Annotated in this window: 23 protein-coding genes; 17 read left to right on the top strand and 6 right to left on the bottom strand. The window is 33.8% G+C overall.

The genetic code is table 11. From position 1 onward, the window contains the following. Positions 1-214: 214 nt before the first annotated feature. The gene (locus BW936_RS16985; protein ID WP_076550560.1) at positions 215-1,099 is read right to left on the bottom strand and encodes a LysR family transcriptional regulator; all 885 of its coding nucleotides are present in this window, start codon (positions 1,097-1,099) and stop codon (positions 215-217) included. Positions 1,100-1,248: 149 nt separating this feature from the next. On the opposite strand from BW936_RS16985, the gene BW936_RS16980 reads away from it, so the two are divergent. From BW936_RS16980 to BW936_RS16960, 6 genes are all read left to right on the top strand, one after another. Then, positions 1,249-1,977, top strand: coding sequence for an SDR family oxidoreductase (locus tag BW936_RS16980; RefSeq protein ID WP_076550558.1), 729 nt, complete (start codon positions 1,249-1,251; stop codon positions 1,975-1,977). Between the two features lie 1,081 nt (positions 1,978-3,058). Continuing rightward, a complete protein-coding gene (locus BW936_RS16975; RefSeq protein ID WP_076550556.1) occupies positions 3,059-3,625 on the top strand; it encodes a GNAT family N-acetyltransferase in 567 nt (188 codons plus the stop codon). A gap of 307 nt (positions 3,626-3,932) precedes the next feature. Continuing rightward, entirely contained in the window at positions 3,933-4,061 is a 129-nt protein-coding gene (locus BW936_RS20075; RefSeq protein ID WP_262494012.1) for a hypothetical protein, read from the top strand. Between the two features lie 611 nt (positions 4,062-4,672). Then, positions 4,673-5,110 (top strand): hypothetical protein, encoded by a 438-nt coding sequence (locus BW936_RS16970; RefSeq protein WP_076550554.1) that lies wholly within the window; start codon positions 4,673-4,675, stop codon positions 5,108-5,110. A gap of 311 nt (positions 5,111-5,421) precedes the next feature. Next, positions 5,422-6,735: a WG repeat-containing protein gene (locus tag BW936_RS16965; RefSeq protein WP_076550552.1), complete on the top strand. Its 1,314-nt coding sequence runs from the start codon at positions 5,422-5,424 to the stop codon at positions 6,733-6,735. 353 nt (positions 6,736-7,088) lie between these two features. Further along, positions 7,089-8,063 (top strand): carbon-nitrogen hydrolase family protein, encoded by a 975-nt coding sequence (locus BW936_RS16960; RefSeq protein WP_076550550.1) that lies wholly within the window; start codon positions 7,089-7,091, stop codon positions 8,061-8,063. Between the two features lie 12 nt (positions 8,064-8,075). Here the strand turns inward: BW936_RS16960 and BW936_RS16955 are convergent, their stop codons facing one another. Beyond that, positions 8,076-9,086 carry an LLM class flavin-dependent oxidoreductase gene (locus BW936_RS16955; protein WP_076550547.1) on the bottom strand — a complete coding sequence of 337 codons (1,011 nt, stop codon included), beginning with the start codon at positions 9,084-9,086 and terminating at the stop codon, positions 8,076-8,078. Positions 9,087-9,137: 51 nt separating this feature from the next. Next, positions 9,138-9,407 (bottom strand): ArsR/SmtB family transcription factor, encoded by a 270-nt coding sequence (locus BW936_RS16950; RefSeq protein ID WP_076550545.1) that lies wholly within the window; start codon positions 9,405-9,407, stop codon positions 9,138-9,140. Positions 9,408-9,525: 118 nt separating this feature from the next. On the opposite strand from BW936_RS16950, the gene BW936_RS16945 reads away from it, so the two are divergent. The 6 genes from BW936_RS16945 to BW936_RS16920 all read left to right on the top strand — a co-directional run bounded on the left by BW936_RS16945 (position 9,526) and on the right by BW936_RS16920 (position 14,879). Next, positions 9,526-9,969: a hypothetical protein gene (locus BW936_RS16945; RefSeq protein ID WP_076550543.1), complete on the top strand. Its 444-nt coding sequence runs from the start codon at positions 9,526-9,528 to the stop codon at positions 9,967-9,969. Positions 9,970-10,081: 112 nt separating this feature from the next. Then, a complete protein-coding gene (locus tag BW936_RS16940) occupies positions 10,082-11,554 on the top strand; it encodes a potassium/proton antiporter (protein ID WP_076550541.1) in 1,473 nt (490 codons plus the stop codon). 28 nt (positions 11,555-11,582) lie between these two features. Next, on the top strand, positions 11,583-11,930 hold the full coding sequence (locus tag BW936_RS16935; protein WP_076550539.1) for a hypothetical protein: 348 nt from the start codon (positions 11,583-11,585) through the stop codon (positions 11,928-11,930). A gap of 110 nt (positions 11,931-12,040) precedes the next feature. Further along, positions 12,041-12,520 (top strand): hypothetical protein, encoded by a 480-nt coding sequence (locus tag BW936_RS16930; RefSeq protein WP_076550537.1) that lies wholly within the window; start codon positions 12,041-12,043, stop codon positions 12,518-12,520. Positions 12,521-12,648: 128 nt separating this feature from the next. After that, positions 12,649-13,260, top strand: coding sequence for an alpha-ketoglutarate-dependent dioxygenase AlkB family protein (locus BW936_RS16925; RefSeq protein WP_076550535.1), 612 nt, complete (start codon positions 12,649-12,651; stop codon positions 13,258-13,260). Between the two features lie 68 nt (positions 13,261-13,328). Then, positions 13,329-14,879, top strand: a complete 1,551-nt coding sequence (locus BW936_RS16920) for an NAD(P)/FAD-dependent oxidoreductase (RefSeq protein ID WP_076550532.1) — start codon at positions 13,329-13,331, stop codon at positions 14,877-14,879. A gap of 243 nt (positions 14,880-15,122) precedes the next feature. Here the strand turns inward: BW936_RS16920 and BW936_RS16910 are convergent, their stop codons facing one another. Then, positions 15,123-15,359 carry a hypothetical protein gene (locus BW936_RS16910; protein WP_076550530.1) on the bottom strand — a complete coding sequence of 79 codons (237 nt, stop codon included), beginning with the start codon at positions 15,357-15,359 and terminating at the stop codon, positions 15,123-15,125. Between the two features lie 507 nt (positions 15,360-15,866). Between BW936_RS16910 and BW936_RS16905 the strand changes: the two genes are divergently transcribed. Beyond that, the gene (locus tag BW936_RS16905) at positions 15,867-17,165 is read left to right on the top strand and encodes a DEAD/DEAH box helicase (RefSeq protein ID WP_076550528.1); all 1,299 of its coding nucleotides are present in this window, start codon (positions 15,867-15,869) and stop codon (positions 17,163-17,165) included. A 114-nt stretch (positions 17,166-17,279) separates the two neighbouring features. Here the strand turns inward: BW936_RS16905 and BW936_RS16900 are convergent, their stop codons facing one another. Both BW936_RS16900 and BW936_RS16895 read right to left on the bottom strand, forming a co-directional pair. Further along, the gene (locus tag BW936_RS16900; protein WP_076550525.1) at positions 17,280-18,011 is read right to left on the bottom strand and encodes a response regulator; all 732 of its coding nucleotides are present in this window, start codon (positions 18,009-18,011) and stop codon (positions 17,280-17,282) included. Continuing rightward, complete coding sequence (locus BW936_RS16895) at positions 18,011-19,969, bottom strand: tetratricopeptide repeat protein (protein ID WP_076550522.1); 1,959 nt, start codon at positions 19,967-19,969, stop codon at positions 18,011-18,013. The genes BW936_RS16900 and BW936_RS16895 overlap by 1 nt, the downstream gene beginning before the upstream one ends. A gap of 258 nt (positions 19,970-20,227) precedes the next feature. Between BW936_RS16895 and BW936_RS16890 the strand changes: the two genes are divergently transcribed. From BW936_RS16890 to BW936_RS16875, 4 genes are all read left to right on the top strand, one after another. Then, on the top strand, positions 20,228-20,764 hold the full coding sequence (locus tag BW936_RS16890) for an ester cyclase (protein WP_076550520.1): 537 nt from the start codon (positions 20,228-20,230) through the stop codon (positions 20,762-20,764). A 78-nt stretch (positions 20,765-20,842) separates the two neighbouring features. After that, a complete protein-coding gene (locus BW936_RS16885) occupies positions 20,843-21,538 on the top strand; it encodes a Type 1 glutamine amidotransferase-like domain-containing protein (protein ID WP_076550518.1) in 696 nt (231 codons plus the stop codon). A gap of 312 nt (positions 21,539-21,850) precedes the next feature. Further along, positions 21,851-22,177 carry a hypothetical protein gene (locus tag BW936_RS16880; protein WP_143744208.1) on the top strand — a complete coding sequence of 109 codons (327 nt, stop codon included), beginning with the start codon at positions 21,851-21,853 and terminating at the stop codon, positions 22,175-22,177. Positions 22,178-22,367: 190 nt separating this feature from the next. Further along, positions 22,368-23,303, top strand: coding sequence for a hypothetical protein (locus BW936_RS16875; RefSeq protein WP_076550514.1), 936 nt, complete (start codon positions 22,368-22,370; stop codon positions 23,301-23,303). Positions 23,304-23,347 lie beyond the last annotated feature (44 nt).

Genomic DNA, 23,347 nt, shown 5'->3' with positions numbered 1-23,347 from the left:
GATCGTTTCATAAGCAAATAATCTATTTAAAGTTAAACATTTATTCGCCCGGTTTTCTCTAGTATTAAACGGTCCGGTTTAAAGGGAGGAGGTCAAGTCGTTGCAAGTGTACTACGTCCGATTTCACTGGTGGAAAATCCCGCTCGTAAACCCGCAACTATTCTTATACGAGTTCAACCTTCAGGAACAATATCTGCTTACAACCTTACTTTTACTATTGAGACTTTTTATAAGATGCAAAATCACTAAATTTATTTCCTTTCAATTCATTTTTAGAAAAATAATTTATCATTTTGGCTATAGCAGGGTTTTGTAGACTGTTGCGTGAATATGCTAAACCAATTTCTCTATAGTAAGTAGGTCCTTTATACGGTCTTGTTTCAAAACCATACCAACCATCTATAAAGTATTCTGGTAAAAAAGTTAAACCTAATCCAGCCATTAAAAGCGTTAATGTTTCTGTTTTAGTTGAACAATTACCAACCGTATTTACAGTTTGGTTAGAAAAATTTAATATAGAAATACATTGTTTGTGTGCTTCACAAGATGGGCAATGTATAAAGTTTTCATTTTTTAAATCCTCCACCAAATCAATTTCATCTTTCTGTAATAGCTGATGACCGTTTGGTATACATAGCACATAGTTTTCTTTCCAAAGCGGTAAAAACAAATCTTCTTCATCTTTCCATTCTCGCACCAATAAGTTCACTTCATTTTCGCGTCCTATATCAGTTACATTCCATAAAACAGCATCATTTAAACGTGTTGCTGTTTTAAAAAACTGCAGCTTATATTCCTGTGGTAAACTATCAGCAACACCAATAGTTATTTGGTTGCTAATGTCTTGTTTTAAAAATAAATCTGGTAGCTCCTTAAGCTCCCCTAACAATCGTTTTGCTATAGGATACAGATAATGTGCTTCATTTGTCAACTCTACACCTCGTTTGTGTCTGTTAAATAAATTCTTTCCCATTTTTTCCTCCAACTGTTTTATTCCGTTGGAAATATTAGGTTGAGAAACAAAGCATAACTCTGATGCTCTAGTTAAATTTTTTTCTTCGTAAACCGCTACAAAAAATCTTAAAAGGCGCTCTTCCATTATAATTAAAATTTATGATAAGCATAAAAAATTGATATTTTGATGCTCTTTTAATCTAAAATATCTTTGTAAACGAAATAAAAACAGCTAATTGAAGGTAACAACCTTAAATCATCATCAATATTTATTATAACAAAAATAGACATATTATGGAAACAAAGAAATTAATTGTAATTACTGGAGCGAGCTCAGGTTTTGGATTAGAAATGGCAAAAACATTTTCTAAAGATGGTTATCCACTTTTATTATTAGCCAGAAGAGTTGAGAAAATGGAAGCTTTAAACTTACCTAATGCTTTATGCCGAAAATTAGACGTAACCAATAAAAGTGATTTTGAAAAGGTTATCGCTGAAGCTGAAGCAATATATGGAGAAACCGATTTATTGGTAAACAATGCTGGCGTAATGCTTTTGGGGGATATAGCAACGCAAGATCCTTCCGAATGGAAAACAATGCTTGACGTTAATATTCTTGGTGTAATGAACGGAATGGCAGCAGTTATGCAAAAAATGAAGGCTCGGAAAAGTGGAACAATCATAAACATTGCGTCTACAGCAGGCTTACAACCTTTTGCAAATCACGCTGCGTATTCCGCTAGTAAATTTGGAGTTCGGGGATTAACACAAACGGGAAGACTAGAGCTTTCTCCATACAATGTTCGTGTAATTGCTATAGAACCAGGAGCGGTTAAAACAGAGCTTTTAGATCACACTACAGACAAATCTATAATTGATGGCTACAATGAGTGGAAAGAAAACGCTGGTGCCGTAAACATTACAGCTGCAGACGTTGCCACAACAGTAAAATTTGCATACCAATTACCGCAAGCAGTTTTACTACGTGAAATAATTATTACAGACACCATGCAAGACGTATAAAAATTTAAAACTATGAAAACACAAAAAAGAAGCATACTGGTATAAGCCTTTTAACTTTTAAGAGCAGCAATGTCTTTAAATAGACGTTACTTTTTTTAACCCAAGTGGTCATATAGATTTAATGAATGCCAGACCATTTTTAGCTATAATTGGCGAGAATGCTTGGTCTGTATTTTTTTAGTAAAATTGCCGTTAAAGGAGCTAAAGAAGTATTCAGCATTAAGAAGACAACATTTTTTGATTGGTACGGCCAAGAAAAATACGTAAATAAAGCTGTAGAAAAATTAGTTTCTTTTTACACAAGAACATTGAGATAAACAGCAAAAAATTCTGTCACCAAAACCGGTAACCGTTTTATAAGCCGTTAATTGAAACTTAATACTATCGTTATAAGCCTCTTTAAGGGGCTTTTTTTTGTCTACCTAAAAACTGAAAGTCATCTTTCTGTGTGTCATAAAAGCGCTTATCAATTACTAAACCGCTCTTTTTATAATTGATGACAAATACGTTCTTGTCTTTGTGTACAGCATACGGTTCTTGCTTGGTTTATCCTGAGCATAGCCGAAGGGTCGGTACCAAGTTTTGTAGTCGGTATTTGCCCATTATTCAATCGCAAATAATCTTCAAATATGGTCTCACGGCTACCATCCTTGCTACTTACTAATGGTTCTAGGCATTATCCCTGCCCATAAGGGAATTACATCCCCTAGAATTAATTATCTACTTTGCTGTTAACAAAAAATGCCCATGCCCGGCACACACCATGTATAAAAATAATAGCTCGTTTTTGGGTTCAATGAAAGGTAGATTCAAGTTTGCTACGTCTAATTTCCCTGTAGAAAATCTCCGCACGTAAACCCGCAATTATTGTTATAATAGACCGTGGGCGGTAATTCCCTATAAAAGGTTTCACAAATAAATCAGCATACAACTTATCTATTACTCTAGTTCTAATTAAATCCTCTTACTTACGTAAATTGGATAATAAATAAAATAGATATAAAAATGATTAATTTTGAGTAAAGTATACACAATTAATAACCAGAGACTAATTTTTACGTTGGTCAGAACTTGACAAATAATGATAATTAGAAAAGCAAAAATAGAAGATGCTGTTAAAATCTCAGAACACTTATTTCTTGCAATGGAAGGATTTCTCTATGAATTTATAGGGATGAGAAACTCCAAACAAGCAAAGAAGTTTCTGCATTACTTTGTTGAAAAAGAAAACAACCAATATTCTTATAAAAATTGTTTTGTAGCTGAAACCGACCGAGGAATAGAGGGCACGATAAACATTTACGATGGTGCTGAATTAGATAAATTAAGAAAACCTATTGTAAAGTATATAAGTGAACATTTTAATCTTCACTTTAAGCCAGAAAATGAAACGCAAAAAGGTGAGCATTACATTGATTCTTTTGGCGTTGATCCAAAAAGCCAAGGAAGAGGTATTGGAACCAAAATGCTACATTTTATAATTAATAGGTTTAACTTAAATCAACAGACACTAGGTTTGTTAGTAGATGATGATAACACAAAAGCAGAAAAACTATATTTAAATTTAGGCTTTGAATTAGTAGACACAAAAGTGTTAACAGGAAAAAAAATGAAACATCTTCAAAAAAAACCAACTAAAGATAATTAAACTACCGCTAACCTAATGGATGGTTCCACCATCTAATGACGGTGCGCACCTCTCATACTACCGTACATAAGGGTCCCGTACACGGCCGTTCATAGTAGAACTTTACGATCCCTCTTCTTATAAGCATTGGAAAAAACCCGTTGCAAACAGCTTCTTATGATTATTCTTTTTATCTACACTCCTAAAATAAACGCCCAAGCATTAAAATACCATACTTCTGCTACACTTTTTTTTCATTTTTGACGATGGCAATTATTTTGACGCAACTTATTTGCACTAAAGACATCTAACTTATAAAACTTATCAAATGAAAAGAATTCTAAGATTAGAAGTGCTTACTCAGGTAATGACAAACTGCGCTGTTAAAAATAATACCAACAATAGCAAAAATACCATGGCACAATCAGATTACTTAACGCAAGTAGTTTTTCAATGAATACAATACTGTTGGTGGTTGCCTTTATTTAAAACTAAATTCAGAAAAACCCACAGAGTACAGGCAATATGAATTGACAAATGGTAAACAGGCAAATCATTGACTACTGATGCTTAACTACGTACACAATAACCTTTTATTCTTTTAGGAGGATCTCCTTTAAATGACAGCTACACTATTAAGTCCAAATTAAATAACATTGAAAATACCCCCGTAATTAATTGATAACAAACATATTTACAATTACAGCACATAAAACTCAAAACACAATAAGATTCTCAAATATGAGATCAAATAATACCAAAAAATGTATCATAAAAACAGATGGTATGAATGCGCACAAATACGCGGATGCGGAACTCTTACCTTCCTTAAAAAGGCGAAACATAAAAAACTGAGCTATACAAAAGTCCTTACCAATTAAAGGAGCGGTACACTTCTAAATGGCTTTGACGCATTTTTTAATATCACCCATTCTTTTGGTTTTGCAATTCAAAAAATAAAATAATCAAAATATATAAAATCTTGGTTATGGCTTTGCGGAGAGGTCTTTCCCCTTACCCTGCCCTACCTGCTATACCCTAAAAACAGGCTAGCATTAAATGAACACTATGAAATTGAAATTTATATCATTATTAATCTTATCATTTTTTACGCATTCTATAGTAAGTCAAGAAAAAGTAAAAATTAAAACCTCAGGGTTTGGTGATGAATCTATACGTATTAAGGAAAGCGGTTTGGGGGACATTTCTGTTCGGTTTAAGGATTCTGGATTTGGAGACTTCAGTGTTGGGTTTACAAAAAGTAAATTCAAAGCTGATTATGTTTTAAAATATACCGGATTTGGTGATCGCTCTGTCAGAATTAAAAAAAGTGGCTTTGGAGATACTAGTATTCGTATAAAAAAAACTGGTTTTGTAGACGTAACTATTCGAATAAAAAAAAGCGGAACAGTAGATTATCTAATTTACTCTAAAAATAATTATATATCCAAAAGTGAAATTGTTGCTGCATTAATCAATGTAATTAAAAAAGAAAACAGAAGATGAAAATTACACTTTAGCCTAATAAAACAATTGCTATTTTAGCCTTTAACAAAGTGAATTGCACTTTTGTTACGTCTAATATTCTTACAGAAACTCTCGTATTCAATTTAGAAATTATTCCTATCCATGAACGTGGTTATTCATTAGAACAAAACGCTAACCAATGAATTGAAAATTTCATTTAGGTATCTAGGCAAGTGACGGAACATTTAAATCTCTATTATCGATAAAAAACACACAGATTCTTATGTAACCCGAAGCATTATTTTATTAAGTTCAATGATTAGAAATGGAGAGAAACAAATTTTAATAAAATGAATAAACTAATACTTTGTATCATCTATATTCTGCTGTATTCTGGCAGTATCTATTCCCAAGATCATAGAAATGTTTATGTATTTGAGAGAAACGGAAAAAAGGGGTTGGTTAATAATGAAATGAAAATAGTAGCAGAAGCTACATATGAAAGGTTAGGTGGTCATGTAATTTCGTATTACAGCAAAGTTTTTCAAGATAATTTATATGATATATGGCGACTTGGAGATAACTATAGTGTAGGCTCTTTTATTATTTTTAAATATGAAGGCAAGTATGGCGTAATGAATTTAGACGGTCAATGGATCATTGACCCTACTTACAACGAATTGAAATATACAGCTGTTTCAGGTATTTTTAGATTTAAGGAAGAAGACAAATTTGGACTTGTTAATCAAAAAGCAGAAGAGTTTTTAAAACCAAATTATGACGCCATTTCTCCTGAAGACAAAGAAAACATCATTGTAAAGGAAGATGACCTTTATTATATCATAGATTATAAAGGCAACACAATTTCAAATAAATTTTCTCACAGAATTTTTTCTTACGATTATAAAACTAAAATTTTCATATTTGAACATAACAATAAGTATGGGTATAAAACAATTGAAGGAAAAACGGTCTTTGACGCTATATTTTACACGGCTTCTTCTTTTCATAACGGTATTGCAAAAGTAAGAAAAAGTGCTAACCATACTTTTGAATTTGTAAGGGATACGGGAGAAATAATTACCCCTCCTACCTTCAACTCTATCTATACCAGAAAAGATTTTAACGGTTACTTTATTGAAAATGAAAACTACAAACATGGTCTATTAGATAAAAATTTCAACATACTATTAAAACCTGAATATGATAAAATAGGAGCTTTTAATAACGGATTTGCCTATATTAAAAAGGATGGAAAATATGGATTTATCAATGAAGCTGGAAAAATAATAATTCCACTGATGTATGCTAATGTCAATGATTTCTCTGAAGGGGTAGCTCCTGTAAATTTCAATGGAAAATGGGGCTTTATTAATCATAAAAATGAAATTAAAATAGATTTTAAATTTGAGGTTCCCAATTTAGAGCCCTTTTATGACGGAATGGCTGCATATGGAACAAAATTTGGCGAGTGTGGGTATATTAACAGAAATGGCGAGGTGCAGATTGGTCTAAGCTTTAGAAAGGGTTCTAAATTTATTAATGGTGTGGCTATTGTCTATATCATAAAAGACAAATACTTAATAGATAAAGAATTTAATAAATTTCTATTAAAATCAAAAAATGAAAATCCTAGAATCAAGGTAACCGAAGTTGAAAATTAAATAAATATTATAATAGACAACCTACTATAAAAGCACAACTACTATTTTTAATCGCAATTAAAAAAATACCATCCGTACTAAAGTTATACAACGAGTACATCCATATACTTTCATCCTTCTTCATTCTTCATAAAGAAGAGATGTAGCTTTTTTACCACCCAAACATCGGCAATTCTGGTTTGTATACTAGCTACTTGCAAAACACTTTAGAATTAATACCTTTGAAATAAAGTCAACCACCAGTACTGTTTTATAGCAAATAAAACCCAAACAAAAACTAAGCAACTGACTTAAAATCAACTATTTATATATTACACATTAAAGTTGATCTTTAAAAAAATAACTACGCTACAATGACTAAAATTATAGATACTCCGGATCAAAACAACCTGAAAATAGGCATGGCTCAAATCTCTCCGGTTTGGCTAAATAAGAAAGCTACCATTGATAAAATCAAACAATATATTATCAAAGCTAGTAATGATGGTTGTAAATTGGTTGTGTTTGGTGAAGCACTTTTACCGGGCTATCCTTTTTGGGTTTCTATGACCGATGGTGCAAAATTCAATTCAAAAGTTCAAAAGGAGATTCATGCGCACTACATTAAAAATTCCATTCAAATTGAAACGGGAGAGCTAGATGACATTTGCACACTTGCAAAGCAGCATAATATTGCTATTTACTTAGGTTTAATGGAACGTGCAAAAAATAGAGGCGGTCACAGCATTTACTGCTCTCTTGTTTATATAAATAGTGAAGGAGATATTAAATCTGTGCATAGAAAATTACAACCTACCTATGAAGAAAGATTAACTTGGGCGCCTGGTGATGGTTACGGATTACGAGTGCACCACTTAAAAAACTTTACCGTGGGCGGACTCAATTGTTGGGAAAACTGGATGCCTTTAGCTAGAAATACATTGTATGGCTTAGGTGAAGATTTGCATATTGCAGTGTGGCCAGGCTCTGATTTTAATACTACCGATATTACGCGGTTCATTGCTAGGGAATCGCGGTCATTCGTCGTTTCTGTTTCTAGCCTAATGCGCAAAAAAGATTTTCCTGAATATACACCGCACTTAAACGCTATTCTTGAAAATTGTCCAGATACTTTAGCAAATGGAGGTTCTTGTATTGCTGGACCCGATGGGGAATGGGTTTTACCTCCGGTCATTGATAAAGAAGGACTCATTACCGCTACCATAGATTTTAATAAGGTACTAGAAGAACGCCAGAATTTTGACCCTGTTGGGCATTATTCCAGACCAGACGTAACCAAACTTACGGTAAATAGAGAAAGACAATCTACCGTTGTAATAAAAGAGTAATATGGAGAGAAGTTACTTCTTCTCTCCATTTAATTCCTTCATGATCTCTGCAAACAATTTATATGACTTTATGCGATCTTGACCGTCATAAATATTGGTTACCGCAATAAGTTCATCTACCTGTGTATCTTCAATAAACTGCTGCACTTGTTTTTTAACGGTCTCCTTGCTACCTATAAAAGAATATTTCAACATTTGTTGCACGGAAGGGTTCTGACTTAGTTCCCGTAAATCTGGGGTCATAGTAACCGGTGGTTGCATAAATCCTCTATTTCCTGTCAATAGACCAATAATCATTTTATATAGCGATGTTGAAATACGTTCTGCTTCTTCATCAGTATCTGCAATGATAATATTAACGCCCGCCATAGTGTAAGGTTTCTCCAATACCTCCGATGATTGAAATTCTTGATGATAAATTTGCAGGGCATTCATTAAGTGTGTTGTCGCAAAGTGGCTCGCAAATGCATAGGGCAATCCTTTCTTGGCCGCTAAATGGGCACTATCAGTGCTAGAGCCCAAAATATAAAGTGGTACTTCTACCCCTTCTGCTAAGGTAACACGTACTTTGGCTTCAGAATTATCGGTAGAAAAATAACGTTGTATTTTTTCAACCTCTAAAGGAAACGATTGCGCTGCCTGATAAAAATCTGATCGGATTGCCTGAGCGGTTAACTGATCTGTACCCGGTGCACGCCCTAGCCCTAAATCAATTCGATCTGGATATAAAATGCCCAGAGTACCAAATTGCTCCGCTATAATTAATGGAGAATGGTTGGGCAACATAATGCCGCCAGAACCTACACGTAAGGTTTTAGTTTCTTCGGCAATCTTACCTATTAAAATAGATGTAGCGCTACTACCAATAGCCACGGAATTATGATGTTCTGCCAACCAAAAACGGGTATAGCCTGCTGCTTCCGCTGCTTGTGCAAGCCTTACCGAGTGATCAAAAGTTTCTTTAAGGGGTGTACCCTCAGATACTATGGCTAAATCTAATATGGAATAATCAATCTTTTTCATACCTTAAATTCATTTATACATTTAAAAGTATCTATATATTTAAATAAAAAATTACAGATTCTGTAAGCGTAACATATAATTATCCCACACTTCATGATTCAAAGTATAATTATAGTTACGACCTATTTTATGCTGATTGATCAAACCTGCTTCAACCATTTTTTTTATATGGTGACTAATAGATGGCTGAGCTAAGTCTAACAAATTACAAGCTTTAGCACATGCTACTTTTCCTTGGTTCTTTTGCATGTACTGCAATATTTTTAACCGATTTACATCACTTAATGCCTTAGATATTTTTTCTATTTGTTCTAGCTTCATGATGCATTTAATATATTGATACATGCAAATGTATTTATAATATGTCGTTGAAATATAATAATTAAGATGACCTTAATAATTCTTAACTTCACCTTAAGAATAACACTACATTTATTAAATGAATAAAATTACCCAAGCACCACATTTGGTATTATGGATTCTTATTCCCGTAATACTATTAATCGGATTTCTAAAACCTGATAAAACACTCGACATCAACATTTATGACACCTATTTGGTAATAGGGTTGATCAATTTAGCAGTATTGATCTCTATTATATACGGAATTCTAGGTTTTGGTTACTGGGTAGCCATTAGGCTAAATAGAAAGCTGGTAAATTGGCTGACCGTAATTCATTTAATTTTCACAGTTATCAGTTTTTGCTTCATTATTTTAATCCCATATTTCTTACCGCCCTCCAGTCAAGGTATTTCTTCTTTATATTTTGATGCACAAACAACCCTTACTTTATCCGCAATTGTGGCAGTTAGTATACAATCATTATATCTAATAAATATGATAACTGCACTATTTAGAAAATGCAAATTAAATTTTCTATAAATATTGGCTATTAATACAACATGTTAACTTTGTACCAAACCTTAACATTTGTATTGTTTTTTTAAGAAATGATTTAACTTTACTGCTTAACAATTAAGATTAACGATCGCCAATGAATCTTACTATAGAAAACATTCTTCTTGTAGGTTCTATTCTGCTTTTCATAAGCATTATAGTAGGTAAGACTTCATACAAATTTGGTGTACCCACTTTAATACTTTTCCTGGCCATTGGCATGCTTGCGGGATCTGACGGTATTGGAGGTATTCAGTTTAACGACCCTAAGCTTGCACAATTTATAGGTATAGTTTCTTTAAATTTTATTTTGTTTTCTGGTGGATTGGATACCAATTGGAACGCCGTTAAACCCATTCTAAAAGAAGGCTTGGTGCTTTCTACATTAGGCGTCTTGCTTACTGCACTTACCTTGGGGACCTTTGTTTATTACATTACAGATTTTACCATTTACGAGAGTATGTTACTGGGATCTATAGTTTCATCTACTGACGCCGCTGCGGTTTTCTCCATATTGCGTTCTAAAAACTTGGCACTTAAAAGTAACTTAAGACCAACACTAGAACTAGAAAGCGGTAGTAATGACCCTATGGCCTATGTGCTAACCTTGGCTTTTTTAACCCTGGTTATTAATCAGGATTTAAGTATACTATCTATTATTCCGCTTTTTTTTAAACAGATGATTTTAGGTGGTATCGGCGGATTTGCTTTTGGGAAACTTAGCGAAATTATCATCAACAAAATTAAACTAGGTTTTGAAGGACTCTACCCAGTATTAGTCATTGCACTAATGTTCATCACATTTTCAGCTACAGATGCTGTTGGCGGTAATGGATTCTTATCTATTTATATTTGCGCCGTATACTTAGGCAATCAAGATTTAATCCATAAAACGACCATTTTAAAAATGTTCGATGGTATGGCTTGGCTTATGCAGATTGTATTGTTCCTTACGCTTGGTTTATTGGTTTTTCCGTCTCAAATCACCCCCTATTTGGGCATAGGCTTATTAATTTCAGTATTCTTGATTCTAATTGCCAGACCCGTAAGTGTTTTTCTTAGTCTCATGTTCTTTAAAATGAAACTAGGTAGAAGATTCTATATTTCTTGGGTTGGTTTACGCGGTGCAGTACCTATTGTATTTGCTACCTATCCCCTATTGGCCGGTATTGATAAGGCAAACATCATATTTAGTATCGTTTTCTTTATTTCGGTTTCTTCGGTTTTAATTCAAGGTACCACCTTATCTATCTTTGCAAAATGGTTAAATGTAGCCTTGCCAGATGAAGTGAAACCTATTGCAGAAAATGATAGGTATATTCTTAACCTACCAAAATCTGCTATGGAGGAAGTAACTATTGACCCCAATAGTTTTGCGGTCAATAAACGAATTATCGACTTACATTTTCCAAGGACCGCTTTTATTGTTATGATCAAAAGAGATGGTACCTTTGTAAGACCGGGCGGATCTACCATTATTGAAGCTAATGACATATTGGTTTTACTGTTAGATAATGAGGAAAGTTTAAAAGAGGTCAATGATATATTGAATCAACATATTTTAGCTTAAAGTGAATAGTGTACATAACATATTAAAAATGCTTTTACTTGTTACAATTTATTGTTTCGGGTTATTTAGCACTGCCAATACGGTACCTTTTTCTAACAATACTATTTTAGGCGAAAGCAGTGATCAAAAAACCTTTTTTGCTGAATCTACCAAGCTTTTATCGCCGCATGCACAACAATCTGAAATATCAGTAGCTGATGTAGCTGAAGTAACTGCACCCAATTACAAGCTTCCTTTTACAAGTTTTAGCAATGCTACCAATACCACAGAAGTTGTATTTTCTTCTAGATACAAACAGTATGTCTTTTACGCTAAAAACTTATTAATCCGACATAGAAAGTCCGATTTAATTTTTCCTTTTCATAATTTCTGGTAGTCCATTTTATAAAGGCTTTCCGCTAGGTTAGTCAGTTTTCACGTATGAATTTATGTTGTGAATCTTCACTTCATATAAAAATTAGTATCTCATATTTAAAAAATTATACAATGGATTTAGGAATAGCCGCTATTGGTTTAGTATCTGTTGCACTTTGTGCAATGCCTTTTGTTTTAACAAGCAAAAGTAGAAAAACAAAAGAAAAACAAATGATGTCATTTTTAAATGATATCGCAAATAAGCATAATTGTACAATAACAGAACATGAAGTTTTTGGTCATTACGCCATAGGTACAGATGCACATAAAAAGTTCGTATTCTTTATTTCAAAATCTGGAGAAGTTTTAAACCAGCAGTATGTAGATTTAGCTACTATTAAAACCTGTGAAATTGCCAATATTGGTAAAACCTTTTCTAGAAAAGAAAAAATAACAGAGCGTTTACAGTTGCATCTTTTTCCCAAAAAAGCAAATAAACCGGACACCGTTTTTGAATTCTATAACGCTGAATTAAACTTTCAACTAAGTGGAGAATTTCAGTCAATTGAAAAATGGAACAAGACCATTAAAAATTTGCTTAAAAGTGATTAGGGTCTGCTTATAGAGTCTATACTACAATAAAATCGGATAGCTAATCTTGTTGAGATCAACTATCCGATTTTGTTTTTAAAAGGATTACAAAGTACTTTAGTTCTTTGGACAGTTAGAAAGAAAGAAACATGAAATTGTTTGATATTAAAATAGACCACACTAACAACTTGCTGCCCTATGGCGGAACAGTCAACTACTTTGGAAAAATCTTAAATGAGGAAGAAGCTATACAGTATTTAGATGCATTATTAAGTAATATTGCTTGGAAAAATGATGAAGCCATTATTTTTGGAAAGAAAATTATTACCAAACGAAAAGTGGCTTGGTATGGTGAAAAACCGTTTCAATACACCTACTCTAAAACTACCAAACTGGCATTACCATGGACAACCGAATTGCTTGAATTAAAATCTAGAGTAGAAAAAGAAAGCGGTGAAACCTTCAACTCTTGTTTGTTAAACTTATATCATGACGGTAGCGAAGGTATGGCGTGGCATAGCGACGGAGAAAAAGACTTAAAAAAGAATGGTGCTATTGCTTCTCTTAGTTTTGGTGCTGAACGTAAATTCGCTTTTAAGCATAAAGAAACCAAAGAAAAAGTAGAACTGGTTTTAGAAAAAGGAAGCTTACTGATTATGAAAGACGAAACCCAGACCAATTGGCTACACAGATTACCGCCAACAACTAAAAGTAAACATCCTAGGGTAAATTTGACATTTAGAACTATTAAAGAGAAGTAATTACAATACACTTTACCATTTTTTATCGTCTGTCGTGCTCATCATATTTTTTACTTTAATTTTGCAGCATGATCAGAAATGTACAATTGCGATTATCATTAAAGGAAGAAGGTACGCCTAACGGATTAGAAATTCATACGGCAAAGTATCTGGGACTTGAAGATGGTACCTTTAAAATTAAAGTGCTCCGTAAGTCTATAGACGCCCGTAAACCTAAAATTTTCTTTAATTACAAATTGGCAATTTATATCAATGAACCTGCCCCAAGCGAAGCGCTTAACTTTAAATACAAAGATGTAACCACCGCAAAGCCCATACATATTGTAGGTTTTGGACCTGCTGGTATGTGGGCGGCACTGCGTTGTTTAGAAATGGGATACAAGCCTATTGTCTTGGAACGCGGCAATAATGTTAAAGATCGCAGACGAGATTTAAAAGCCATAAACCAAGACCATAAAGTAAACCCTGAAAGTAATTACTGCTTTGGAGAAGGTGGTGCCGGTACGTATTCTGATGGAAAATTATACACCCGTAGCCTTAAACGTGGCGATGTACGGCGCATATTCGAAAGTTTGGTATTCCATGGTGCTACTGACCAAATTCTGGTAGATGCCCATCCACATATTGGCACCAATAAACTCCCTAAAATTGTTCAGAACATTCGTGAGGTGATACAGCAACATGGTGGTGAAATTCATTTTAATACCAAAGTGACCGATTTCATTATTAAAGACAATGCCCTAAAAGCAGTTGTTTTAAACGACACTGATGAAATGGCTGTGGAACGTGTAATCTTGGCTACGGGACATTCCGCGCGAGATATATTCGATTTACTACATAAAAAAGACATTGCCCTTGAAGCAAAATCATTTGCCATGGGTGTGCGGGTAGAACATCCGCAACATATTATAGATAGTATTCAATACCACTGTTCTGGTGACCGTAGCGAATTATTACCAGCAGCCTCTTATAGCTTGGTGGAACAGGTGAAAGACAGAGGAGTTTATTCATTCTGTATGTGTCCCGGCGGATTCATAGTTCCGGCAGCAACTTCACCTGGTGAAGTGGTCGTGAATGGTATGTCTCCATCAAAACGAAATAACCTATATGCCAATTCGGGTATCGTGGTAGAAATTAATGTAGATAAGGACATTCCTAAATACGAGAAATTTGGAGCATTAAAAGGTTTGGAATATCAAAAGAACTTAGAACGATTGGCATTTACTTCTGGCGGAAGAACACAAACTGCTCCCGCCCAACGTTTAACCGATTTCGTAGAAGGTAATTTATCTATGGACCTCAACCCTACTTCATACCAACCCGGTCTAAATTCCGCACCCTTACACTCCTTATTGCCTAAATTAATCGGTGGTAGATTACGACAAGGCTTTAAAGCTTTTGGTAATAAAATGCATGGGTATTATACTGCCGAGGCTAATATTGTAGGCGTAGAATCTAGAACCTCATCACCTGTCAGCATTCCCAGAAATGAAAAATTAGAACATCCTGTTATAAAAGGTCTTTTCCCATGTGGCGAAGGTGGTGGTTATGCCGGTGGAATTGTTTCTGCCGCTATGGACGGCGAACGCTGTGCCGAAGCTGCTATGGCGGGACTTTAATTGGTTGATGGTTGTCCGTTGATGGTTGTTGGTTGTTGGTTGTTGGTTGTTGGTTGTTGGTTGTTGGTTGTTGGTTGTTGGAAAATAAAATTTTGCAAAGCAAAATTGTTATTGCTCGTAATCTTTCTTCTCTTTTCTATTTTCCACTTTGTACTTTGTGCTTAATACTTAGTACTTATCACTCAATACTGTAAACTGTAACTGGCAACTGAACACTGAACACTAAACACTAAACACTAAAACTTAAGCCATTTTTGCTTTGTTCGCTTTCGTGATAAAGTACAAATCTCTTTTGATCCTAGAATTTTTGAATTTGTATAAACGAGCAACTTCTGTATTGGAAGCTGTTTTAATTTCGTTTATTGTTTGCGTCACGATACTCATTTCCATCGTTTCAACATTTACATCTGCTGTATTGTTTTGTGCTTGAGCAGTGAAGCTTAAAATGGTGAAAAAGATGATGGTTATTATTGTTTTCATGACTAGCGTTTGTTACAATAATAGAACGCCGTAGACCATGTTTTACCGGATGGTGATTCGCTGAAAAACCCCTATTTCTCGTTAGTAGACAAGAGTTCGGGCAAAGTGTAAACCCTCCTCGATAAACGACATTACACCCAAAAACAACTCAGCGATTTTAAGTGTCGCTGAACGAGATTCAGTGATAATTCAAGCGCAAGAATCCGGTTCAAATTCAAACTTCAAACTTCGTTATTCGTTATTCGTTATTCGTTAATCGTAAATCGATGTTGATGTTGATGTTGATTGTTGTAAAAATATTTTCCATCTATTCTATTTTCCACTTTATACTTTATACTTTGTACTTTGTACTTTGAACCTAATACTTAATACTATCTACCTGTTATTTCCATCTAATTACCTTTTACTAATAGCGCATACTCGCTACCAAATACTAATCACCTACCTCACAACCCTATAATGATTCCTTCCACATTAAACCGTACCTTTGCAGCTTATTAAAAATTTATGACATTTAAAGAACTCGGCTTAGCCGAACCAATCCTAAAAGCATTAGAGGCTGAAGGATATACTCACCCTACTCCAATTCAAGAACAATCTATTCCTATATTACTTAAAGGCAAAGACCTGTTAGGTGTTGCACAAACGGGAACTGGTAAAACAGCTGCTTTTGGTATTCCTATTTTACACCAGTTGTACGAGGGTATTAGCTTAAGACAGACCAAGCGAAAAATAAAAGCGCTTATAGTTACACCTACTCGTGAACTAGCTATACAAATTAGTGAAAGTCTTACTGCGTATGGTAAGCATACAGGATTACGTAATACCGTAATTTTTGGCGGAGTAAAACAAGGAAAGCAAGTAAATGCACTTAAAGGTGGTGTAGATATATTAGTGGCTACCCCTGGTCGTTTATTAGATTTAATGAATCAGGGTTTTATTTCTTTTAGAGATTTAGAGCACGTGGTACTTGATGAAGCAGATCAAATGTTAGACATGGGCTTTATTCATGATATCAAAAAAATTATTGCAAAATTGCCTCCTAAAAGACAATCTCTTTTCTTTTCTGCTACTATGCCAAAAGATATTGTTGAGCTATCTAGAAAAATGCTGGGAGATTTTGAACGCGTTACTATTAAACCAGAACAAGCTACTGCAGAGAAGGTTGAACAAGGTGTTTATTTTGTTAGTAAAGCAAATAAGCCTAAACTTCTAATACACCTCATAGAGGAAAAGCCAGATAATACCTTAATTGTATTCTCAAGAACCAAGCATGGTGCAAATAAGATTGTAAAGAAACTTGACCAAGCCGGTATTCGTGCTGCTGCCATACACGGTAACAAATCACAAACGGCAAGACAAAAAGCTCTTAGTAGTTTTAAAGATGGCTCATTGAAAGTATTGGTAGCTACCGATATTGCTGCAAGGGGCATTGATGTTGAAGACCTATCCTTAGTTGTTAACTATGATTTGCCAAATGTATCTGAAACCTACGTACACCGTATTGGTAGGACCGGACGTGCAAATGCAAGCGGTATAGCCATTTCTTTCTGTGATAAAGAAGAAAGAGCATATTTGCGTGATATTGAAAAGCTGATCAAACAATCTGTACCTCGCATGCCAGAACATCAATTTACTGATGGTGATGCTGATGACATTCAAGAAGAAAAGCCTGCTCAGCGTCCAAGAAATAACAATCGAAATAAAAACCGCAATAGACCGGGCGGCAATAATTTTAGAGGCAAAAACAACAGAAATACAAGTAAGAAAAACTCTAATCGTAATGCTTCCCGCAAGAATGATTAAAGTATAGCAAACCTTTATAAATCAACAATTAAGCCTCTACGCTATAGATTTCGTAGAGGCTTTTTATGTGTAAAACAATTGTTCTAAATTGATTTTTTAAATCAGAAATTAATCTTATATCGTATGTATTCTTTGCATTAAAATTATTTTTTGCGATTTACCAATTGGAATAACTTTTCTACCTATTTCTACATGACGGTCTGCCAGAACATCTAATTTTGATAAATTAATAATGTAAGAACGATGCACTCTTACAAATGTAGCATTAGGCAGTTTTTCTTCCATAACTTTAAGCGTACAGGTAAGTATACGTTTTACTTTAGAAGTAATTAATACGCAATAATTACGGTCAGCCTCAATGTATAAAATTTCATCTAAAAGCAGCTTTTCCATTCTTCCATTATGCCGAACAAAAATACGATCGTTTAGCACTTCTACTTGAGGTAAATATTGATAAGTTTCCGTAATATCCTTTAGTTGTTCTACCACCAAAGCAATAGTTCTTTGTAGACTTAATTTATTAAAAGGTTTGGTTATAAAAGCCTTTGGCTGGGTTTCTTTTGCCTTTTCAAAAGTAGCGTCATCACTATTTGCTGTTAAATATATTATAGGGATGTTCTTTTCTTTTTGAATTATCTTTACCGTCTCTACGCCATTTAAACTTCCTTTAAGGTTTATATCCATTAGCAATATATGGGGAGATTGTCCTCTTATATGTAAAATGGCTTCCTCTCCCCTTGGTATAATACCAGTAACCTCATATCCCAAACTTGTTAATTGAACAGATAGGTTTGCAGCAATAATCATATCATCTTCAACAATCAGTATTTTTATTAAATTATTCATTAGGCAGCCTTTATGGTTTGAAATTCTATACGAACAGATGTCCCTTTTTCTATCAATAAAACCATTTCCCCATCTAATTGCTTTACCAATAAATTTACTAAGTGTGTACCAAACCCGTTTCCCTTTTTTAGATTTTCTTCTATGATACCTATACCATTGTCACTGACCGCTAACACCAATACATCTTCATTTTTACTTAGATTTAAATCAATACTCCCCGTCCTATTGTTGGGAAAGGCATACTTTAATGCATTTGCCATTAATTCATTTACAATCAACCCAATAGGTATAGCATAATCTACTTCTAATTCAAGTTCATCCATAGCTATATTGACCTGTATGTGTTTATTTTTACCAAATGAGTGTAAGATATAATCACTTAGATTAATGAAGTAATCTTTCATTTCAATGGTTGCTAATTGCTCTCCCAAATATAATTTTTGATGAATCATGCCCATACTATGAACGCGTTGTTGGCTTTGTTCCATAGCATTTAAAATTTTAGGATCATCAATTAATGACGCTTGTAGCGACAGTAAACTTGACACAATCTCCAAATTATTCTTTACCCTATGATGTATTTCTTTTAATAAAAATTCCTTTTCAGAATTCTTACTTTGTAAGAGCTTATTCTTTTTATGATTATTAGAAATTGCTTTATACGCCAATAATAACAATAGTAATAGCAAGAAAGCTATAATTGTAATTAATTGCTGTGTGGACTTTTGCTTCTTAATCTGTACCTCTTGTAATACAATAGTGTTTTCTTTTTTTGCAACGTCAAATTCTGTACGCAATTGAGATATTCTGTGATCCGCTTCTGCCGTAAATACCTCATTTCTTAATGAGTCATATTCAGAAAATGCATCATGTGCATTTTTATAATCTTGTTCGTTGGCATATGCATTACCTAGCTCTTTATAAGCACTACTTAAATAATAGGCATCACCAAAGTCTTTTGTAGCTACATTGATTGAGGTTAAGAGACTTTCTATGGCATTTGGATAATTCTCTTGTTTGTTCTGTAACTTACCAATTGCTAGCCAAGAACGCATTATCATAAAATTATTCTCTAAAAGTTCCGCATATTTAACAGCATTTTTACCGGCTTCAGTAGCTTTATTAAAATCGTTTAAATAGGTATAGAGGTCTACTAATGAAATATAAACATCACTTAAATTATTATAAAAACCATAACGTTCACCAATGATTATTGATTGTTCATAATATTTACGTGCCTGCTGGTAATTTTCAAGCGCCAAATAATTATTACCCGTAACATACAAGGTAAAGTCATAATCTAAATCTGTAATTCCCCATGTTTCAAAAAGTTCTAGAGAACGCAGTCCGTATTCTACACCCGACTCATATTTACCTTGCTTCCAAAACAAATTACTTAAATCACTATAAGCCATAGCTATAGCTTTGGTATCGTTTAAACGATTTCCTATTTCCATGGCTTTTAATGCGTAATCCGCAGCCTTGTCCAATTGTCCTCTTCTTTCATAAACGTAACCTAACTGTGTATATAGAAAAGCTAAATCAGACGAATGTACTTTTGCTCTTGCAGATTCTAGAACCATTTGAGCGCTATCTAATTTTTCTAACCTTAAAAGAATGGCTCCTTGTGTGATTTGAAACCTACCGTACCACAATGAGTCTGCTGGCGCCGTAATAGCTAACCCTTCTTTAGTATAGTCCAATGCGGTATTTAAATTTCTGGTATGCCAATAATAACTAAGATCATTAAGCATAGAATACTTAATGGAATCTGTTTTCATATTTCTATAATGGTGTGCTAAGGTGTCTAAATACGATGAGCCAAAATTATCAGTCTCTATAAAAACTTTCTTATAGGGATTTGGTTCTTTCAAATCAACTATTTGACCATAGGTTAAGCTTGACCCAAGAAGCCATAAAAGAATTAATTGAAATATGTTAAGATGAGCAATTCTCATTTTGCACGTTGAATCTCACCGAGGGAAAATGAGTAATCATTAAATGTACAACATTCTACGCAGTTCTTAACTGGATCAAAAATTATCAATACTGGGACAAACAATTTAATATTTCATCCCTTTCTAAATTGATTTTCAATTATTTATACATTACTTCATGTTGAAAAAACTATACGCTAGTCAACCCTTAACCTGTAATGCAACAATTATCACCTAAAGTATACGCAACACTTTTATAAAATTAATTCATCGCCTATTATGAAATATTTTAGTATAAACGTATTCATTATAGTAGTTTCATTACTAATCTCTTGTAGAGACAACGGTCATGCAAAAAAAACCAAAAAATCAAACTCCTTTCAGCATAATAGTACAACTTTAAAACAAAACTCAAAAGACTATTTAATAGCCTGGAGCGAAAATGATACCTTGCTAATTAGGGCAAGTACCACTCAGAATTTTATACGAAATGTTAATGGTAAGAATGTCTCATATAATCAGCAAGATTTACTTGAAGCTATGCATTTATGGCACAGGGCTATGCCAGACATTATTTTAATTGATAAAGAAATTAACGTCTTTGATAATAGATCGTATGTTAATTGGGAATGTACCGGTACAAATACCGGTATGTTTGGAAAAACTCCCCCAACCGGGAAAGTAGGTCATACTAAAGGCATTAGCATTCTCACCTTCAATGACGACGGTAAAATTATACATGAATCTAGTTATTTTGATATGTTAAGCTTTATGGAAGACTTGGGGTATACCCTATCTATACCAGTAATGAACTAAATTGAAAAATAAAGAAGGTGCTATAAAAAGATGACGATTTACTTTTAATTCAGCCATAGAATCAAGTATTTTGCCATTATGAAAAAACAGCTCTTAATTTACGGCAGCGGTAGACATACTGTTCCATTTTTAAAATATATGGCAGAGGCTACGGGTAAAAAAAAACCTAATATTTGTTTTATACCAACCGCAAGCGGCGAAGATCAAAACTATATAGATTCGTTTTATGAAGTTTGTTCTCAAATTAATGTAACTCCTCATGTATTAAGTGTTTGGATAAATTCTTATGACCAAAAAGAATCGTTTGAAGAAGTTATCTCTAAGATGGATGCTATTGTCGTAGGCGGCGGTAATACACTTAATATGTTGGCCATTTGGAAAGCTCAAGGTATTGATATCGCCCTTAAAAACGCATATAATAACGGTGTAGTTTTAGGCGGAGGCAGTGCTGGCTCTTTGTGTTGGTTTAATGGTGGTACCACAGACTCTAGACCTAAAGAACTAAGTATTGTTGGCGGTATGGCCTTCATAGATAAAAGCCATTGTCCACATTACAATTCTGAAAAATCAAGAAGACCTCTATATCACCATAATATAATTAGCGGTAAACTTACTGATGGATATGCCTGCGATGATTCCTCCGCAATTCATTTTATTGATGGTAAAGTGCATACCTCTGTTTCGTTAAACAACGAAAATCATTCCTATTTTGTATACTTAGACAAGCAAAACAATATCATAGAGGAAAGGTTGCCAAGTACCGTTATCACCTAAATAAACATATAAATAACAGACCTTTTGCAGGCCACACAAGGTTCTGAATTACAATTAAATACCCAACATATTCCTTTTTGTCAACATGATTGAAGGTATTTACATGCTCCACAACCAATACAAAATTAATTTTAAACGCATTTATTCCATCCTTCTTGTTACTTGCTCCGGTAAATTTAACTATCTATTGGGACAGTAAACCGTCTTACCCGTCCTAAATCAATTGCAGTATGCACAATATATAGATTTCTTTAAGGTAATGTTCTCCACCTAACATTTCAAAAAGTAGTATTCATTTAAAATCGCTGAATTATGAAACGATTTAAAATTACTTCCTTATTTGCAATTATGATATTTGGAGTAATAGTTGGTAAGGCTCAAACCACCAAAACCTCGCTCAATTTTAACAACGGGGCAATGGCAAAAGTTATTTTACACAAGTATCTAACAGCTCTTGAAAATACAAATGCTGTTTGTCTATATAAAACGTTAGACAAAAAGAGAACAATCTACACAGCCAAAAAGGAACTTGTACCCATTAAAACCAGCCAACAAATAGCTTATTGGACCTATGGTCTTGCAAGTTTTAAGCATAGTACATACACTCCCCACAGCATAAATTATTCTACTGAACAATAAAACCTAAAATAAACCACATCACCTCCTTTTAATAACCATTAAAGTAGGCAGGCATGTTTCAAGAGAAATTTAAATTACATCTAACAGCTATCAAAATATAGTGTTTTTGAAAACAGCCCGTCTGTTAGGTAAAGTTTTAAGTCTGCCACTTTTTTTTAAAAATAATTATTGAACATCTAAACTAAAAAAAATGAAAAAACTACTATTATTACTCGTACTTACAACAACTGTTACCATCTATGCTCAAAAGAAAAATGGAACTATTTTTATTGAACATTCTGCTATTGATGTTATAAATGATTTTACCCAGGCATATGTTAAAGGCGATACCACCAAACTCGCCAGTTTTTTAACAAGTGATTTCAAAGCGTATAACGGACTCTCCACCAATTTAAATGATAAAGGAACCAAAAAAGCAAAGTTTATTACTAATGCTTATAGATGGTTTAATGAGTTGGATTACTTCTCTATATCAGATTTTCCCGGGGCATACCCAGATGCGATCGAATATAAAGAAGACAATGAAAATGGTGAAATATGGGTGCAAACCTGGGAACTATTAAAAGGAGTACACAAAGTTACAGGTGTTAAGTTCTCATCTCCCGTTCACCGATTATTTGTAGTGACCAAAGAAAACAAAATTAAGACAGTCATCAATTATTTTAACGAAGGTATATTCAATGAAATGGCACAAAGTTTTTCTAACCGAAGCAATGGTACCATTTATAACCATCATGACAATATCAACACCGTTCGTAAAGCTGTATATGCTTTTGAGAATAAGGAACTAAGCAAAGCCATGAGCTTCTATGTAGATGATGCCGTTTTTTATAATATAAACGATGACCTTAATGAACCCAATACACTAGCCTTAGAAAAGAAAAGTAGACAAGAATTTTTAGATAATTTCAATATTACCAGCATTGAAATGATAGGTTACCCAGATTATTTAGAATATGAAATGGGAAATGGTAGATCCGTACTATCGTGGTGGAATTTTCATTTAATTCGGAAATCCGATAAAAAAGAGATTGTGATTCCTATGCACATTAATGATGATTTTAACGAAGAAGGTAAAATTTCATCAGAGATAATTTACTTCAATAGAACGTTGCTCGAAAAATAATTACCTAAAAATAGGCTCACCAAACAGAAATTAGTCTCTTAAGG

Source organism: Maribacter ulvicola, from assembly GCF_900155985.1.
In the GTDB taxonomy this organism is placed as follows: domain Bacteria; phylum Bacteroidota; class Bacteroidia; order Flavobacteriales; family Flavobacteriaceae; genus Maribacter; species Maribacter ulvicola.
This window is presented reverse-complemented; position numbering and strand designations above follow the sequence as displayed.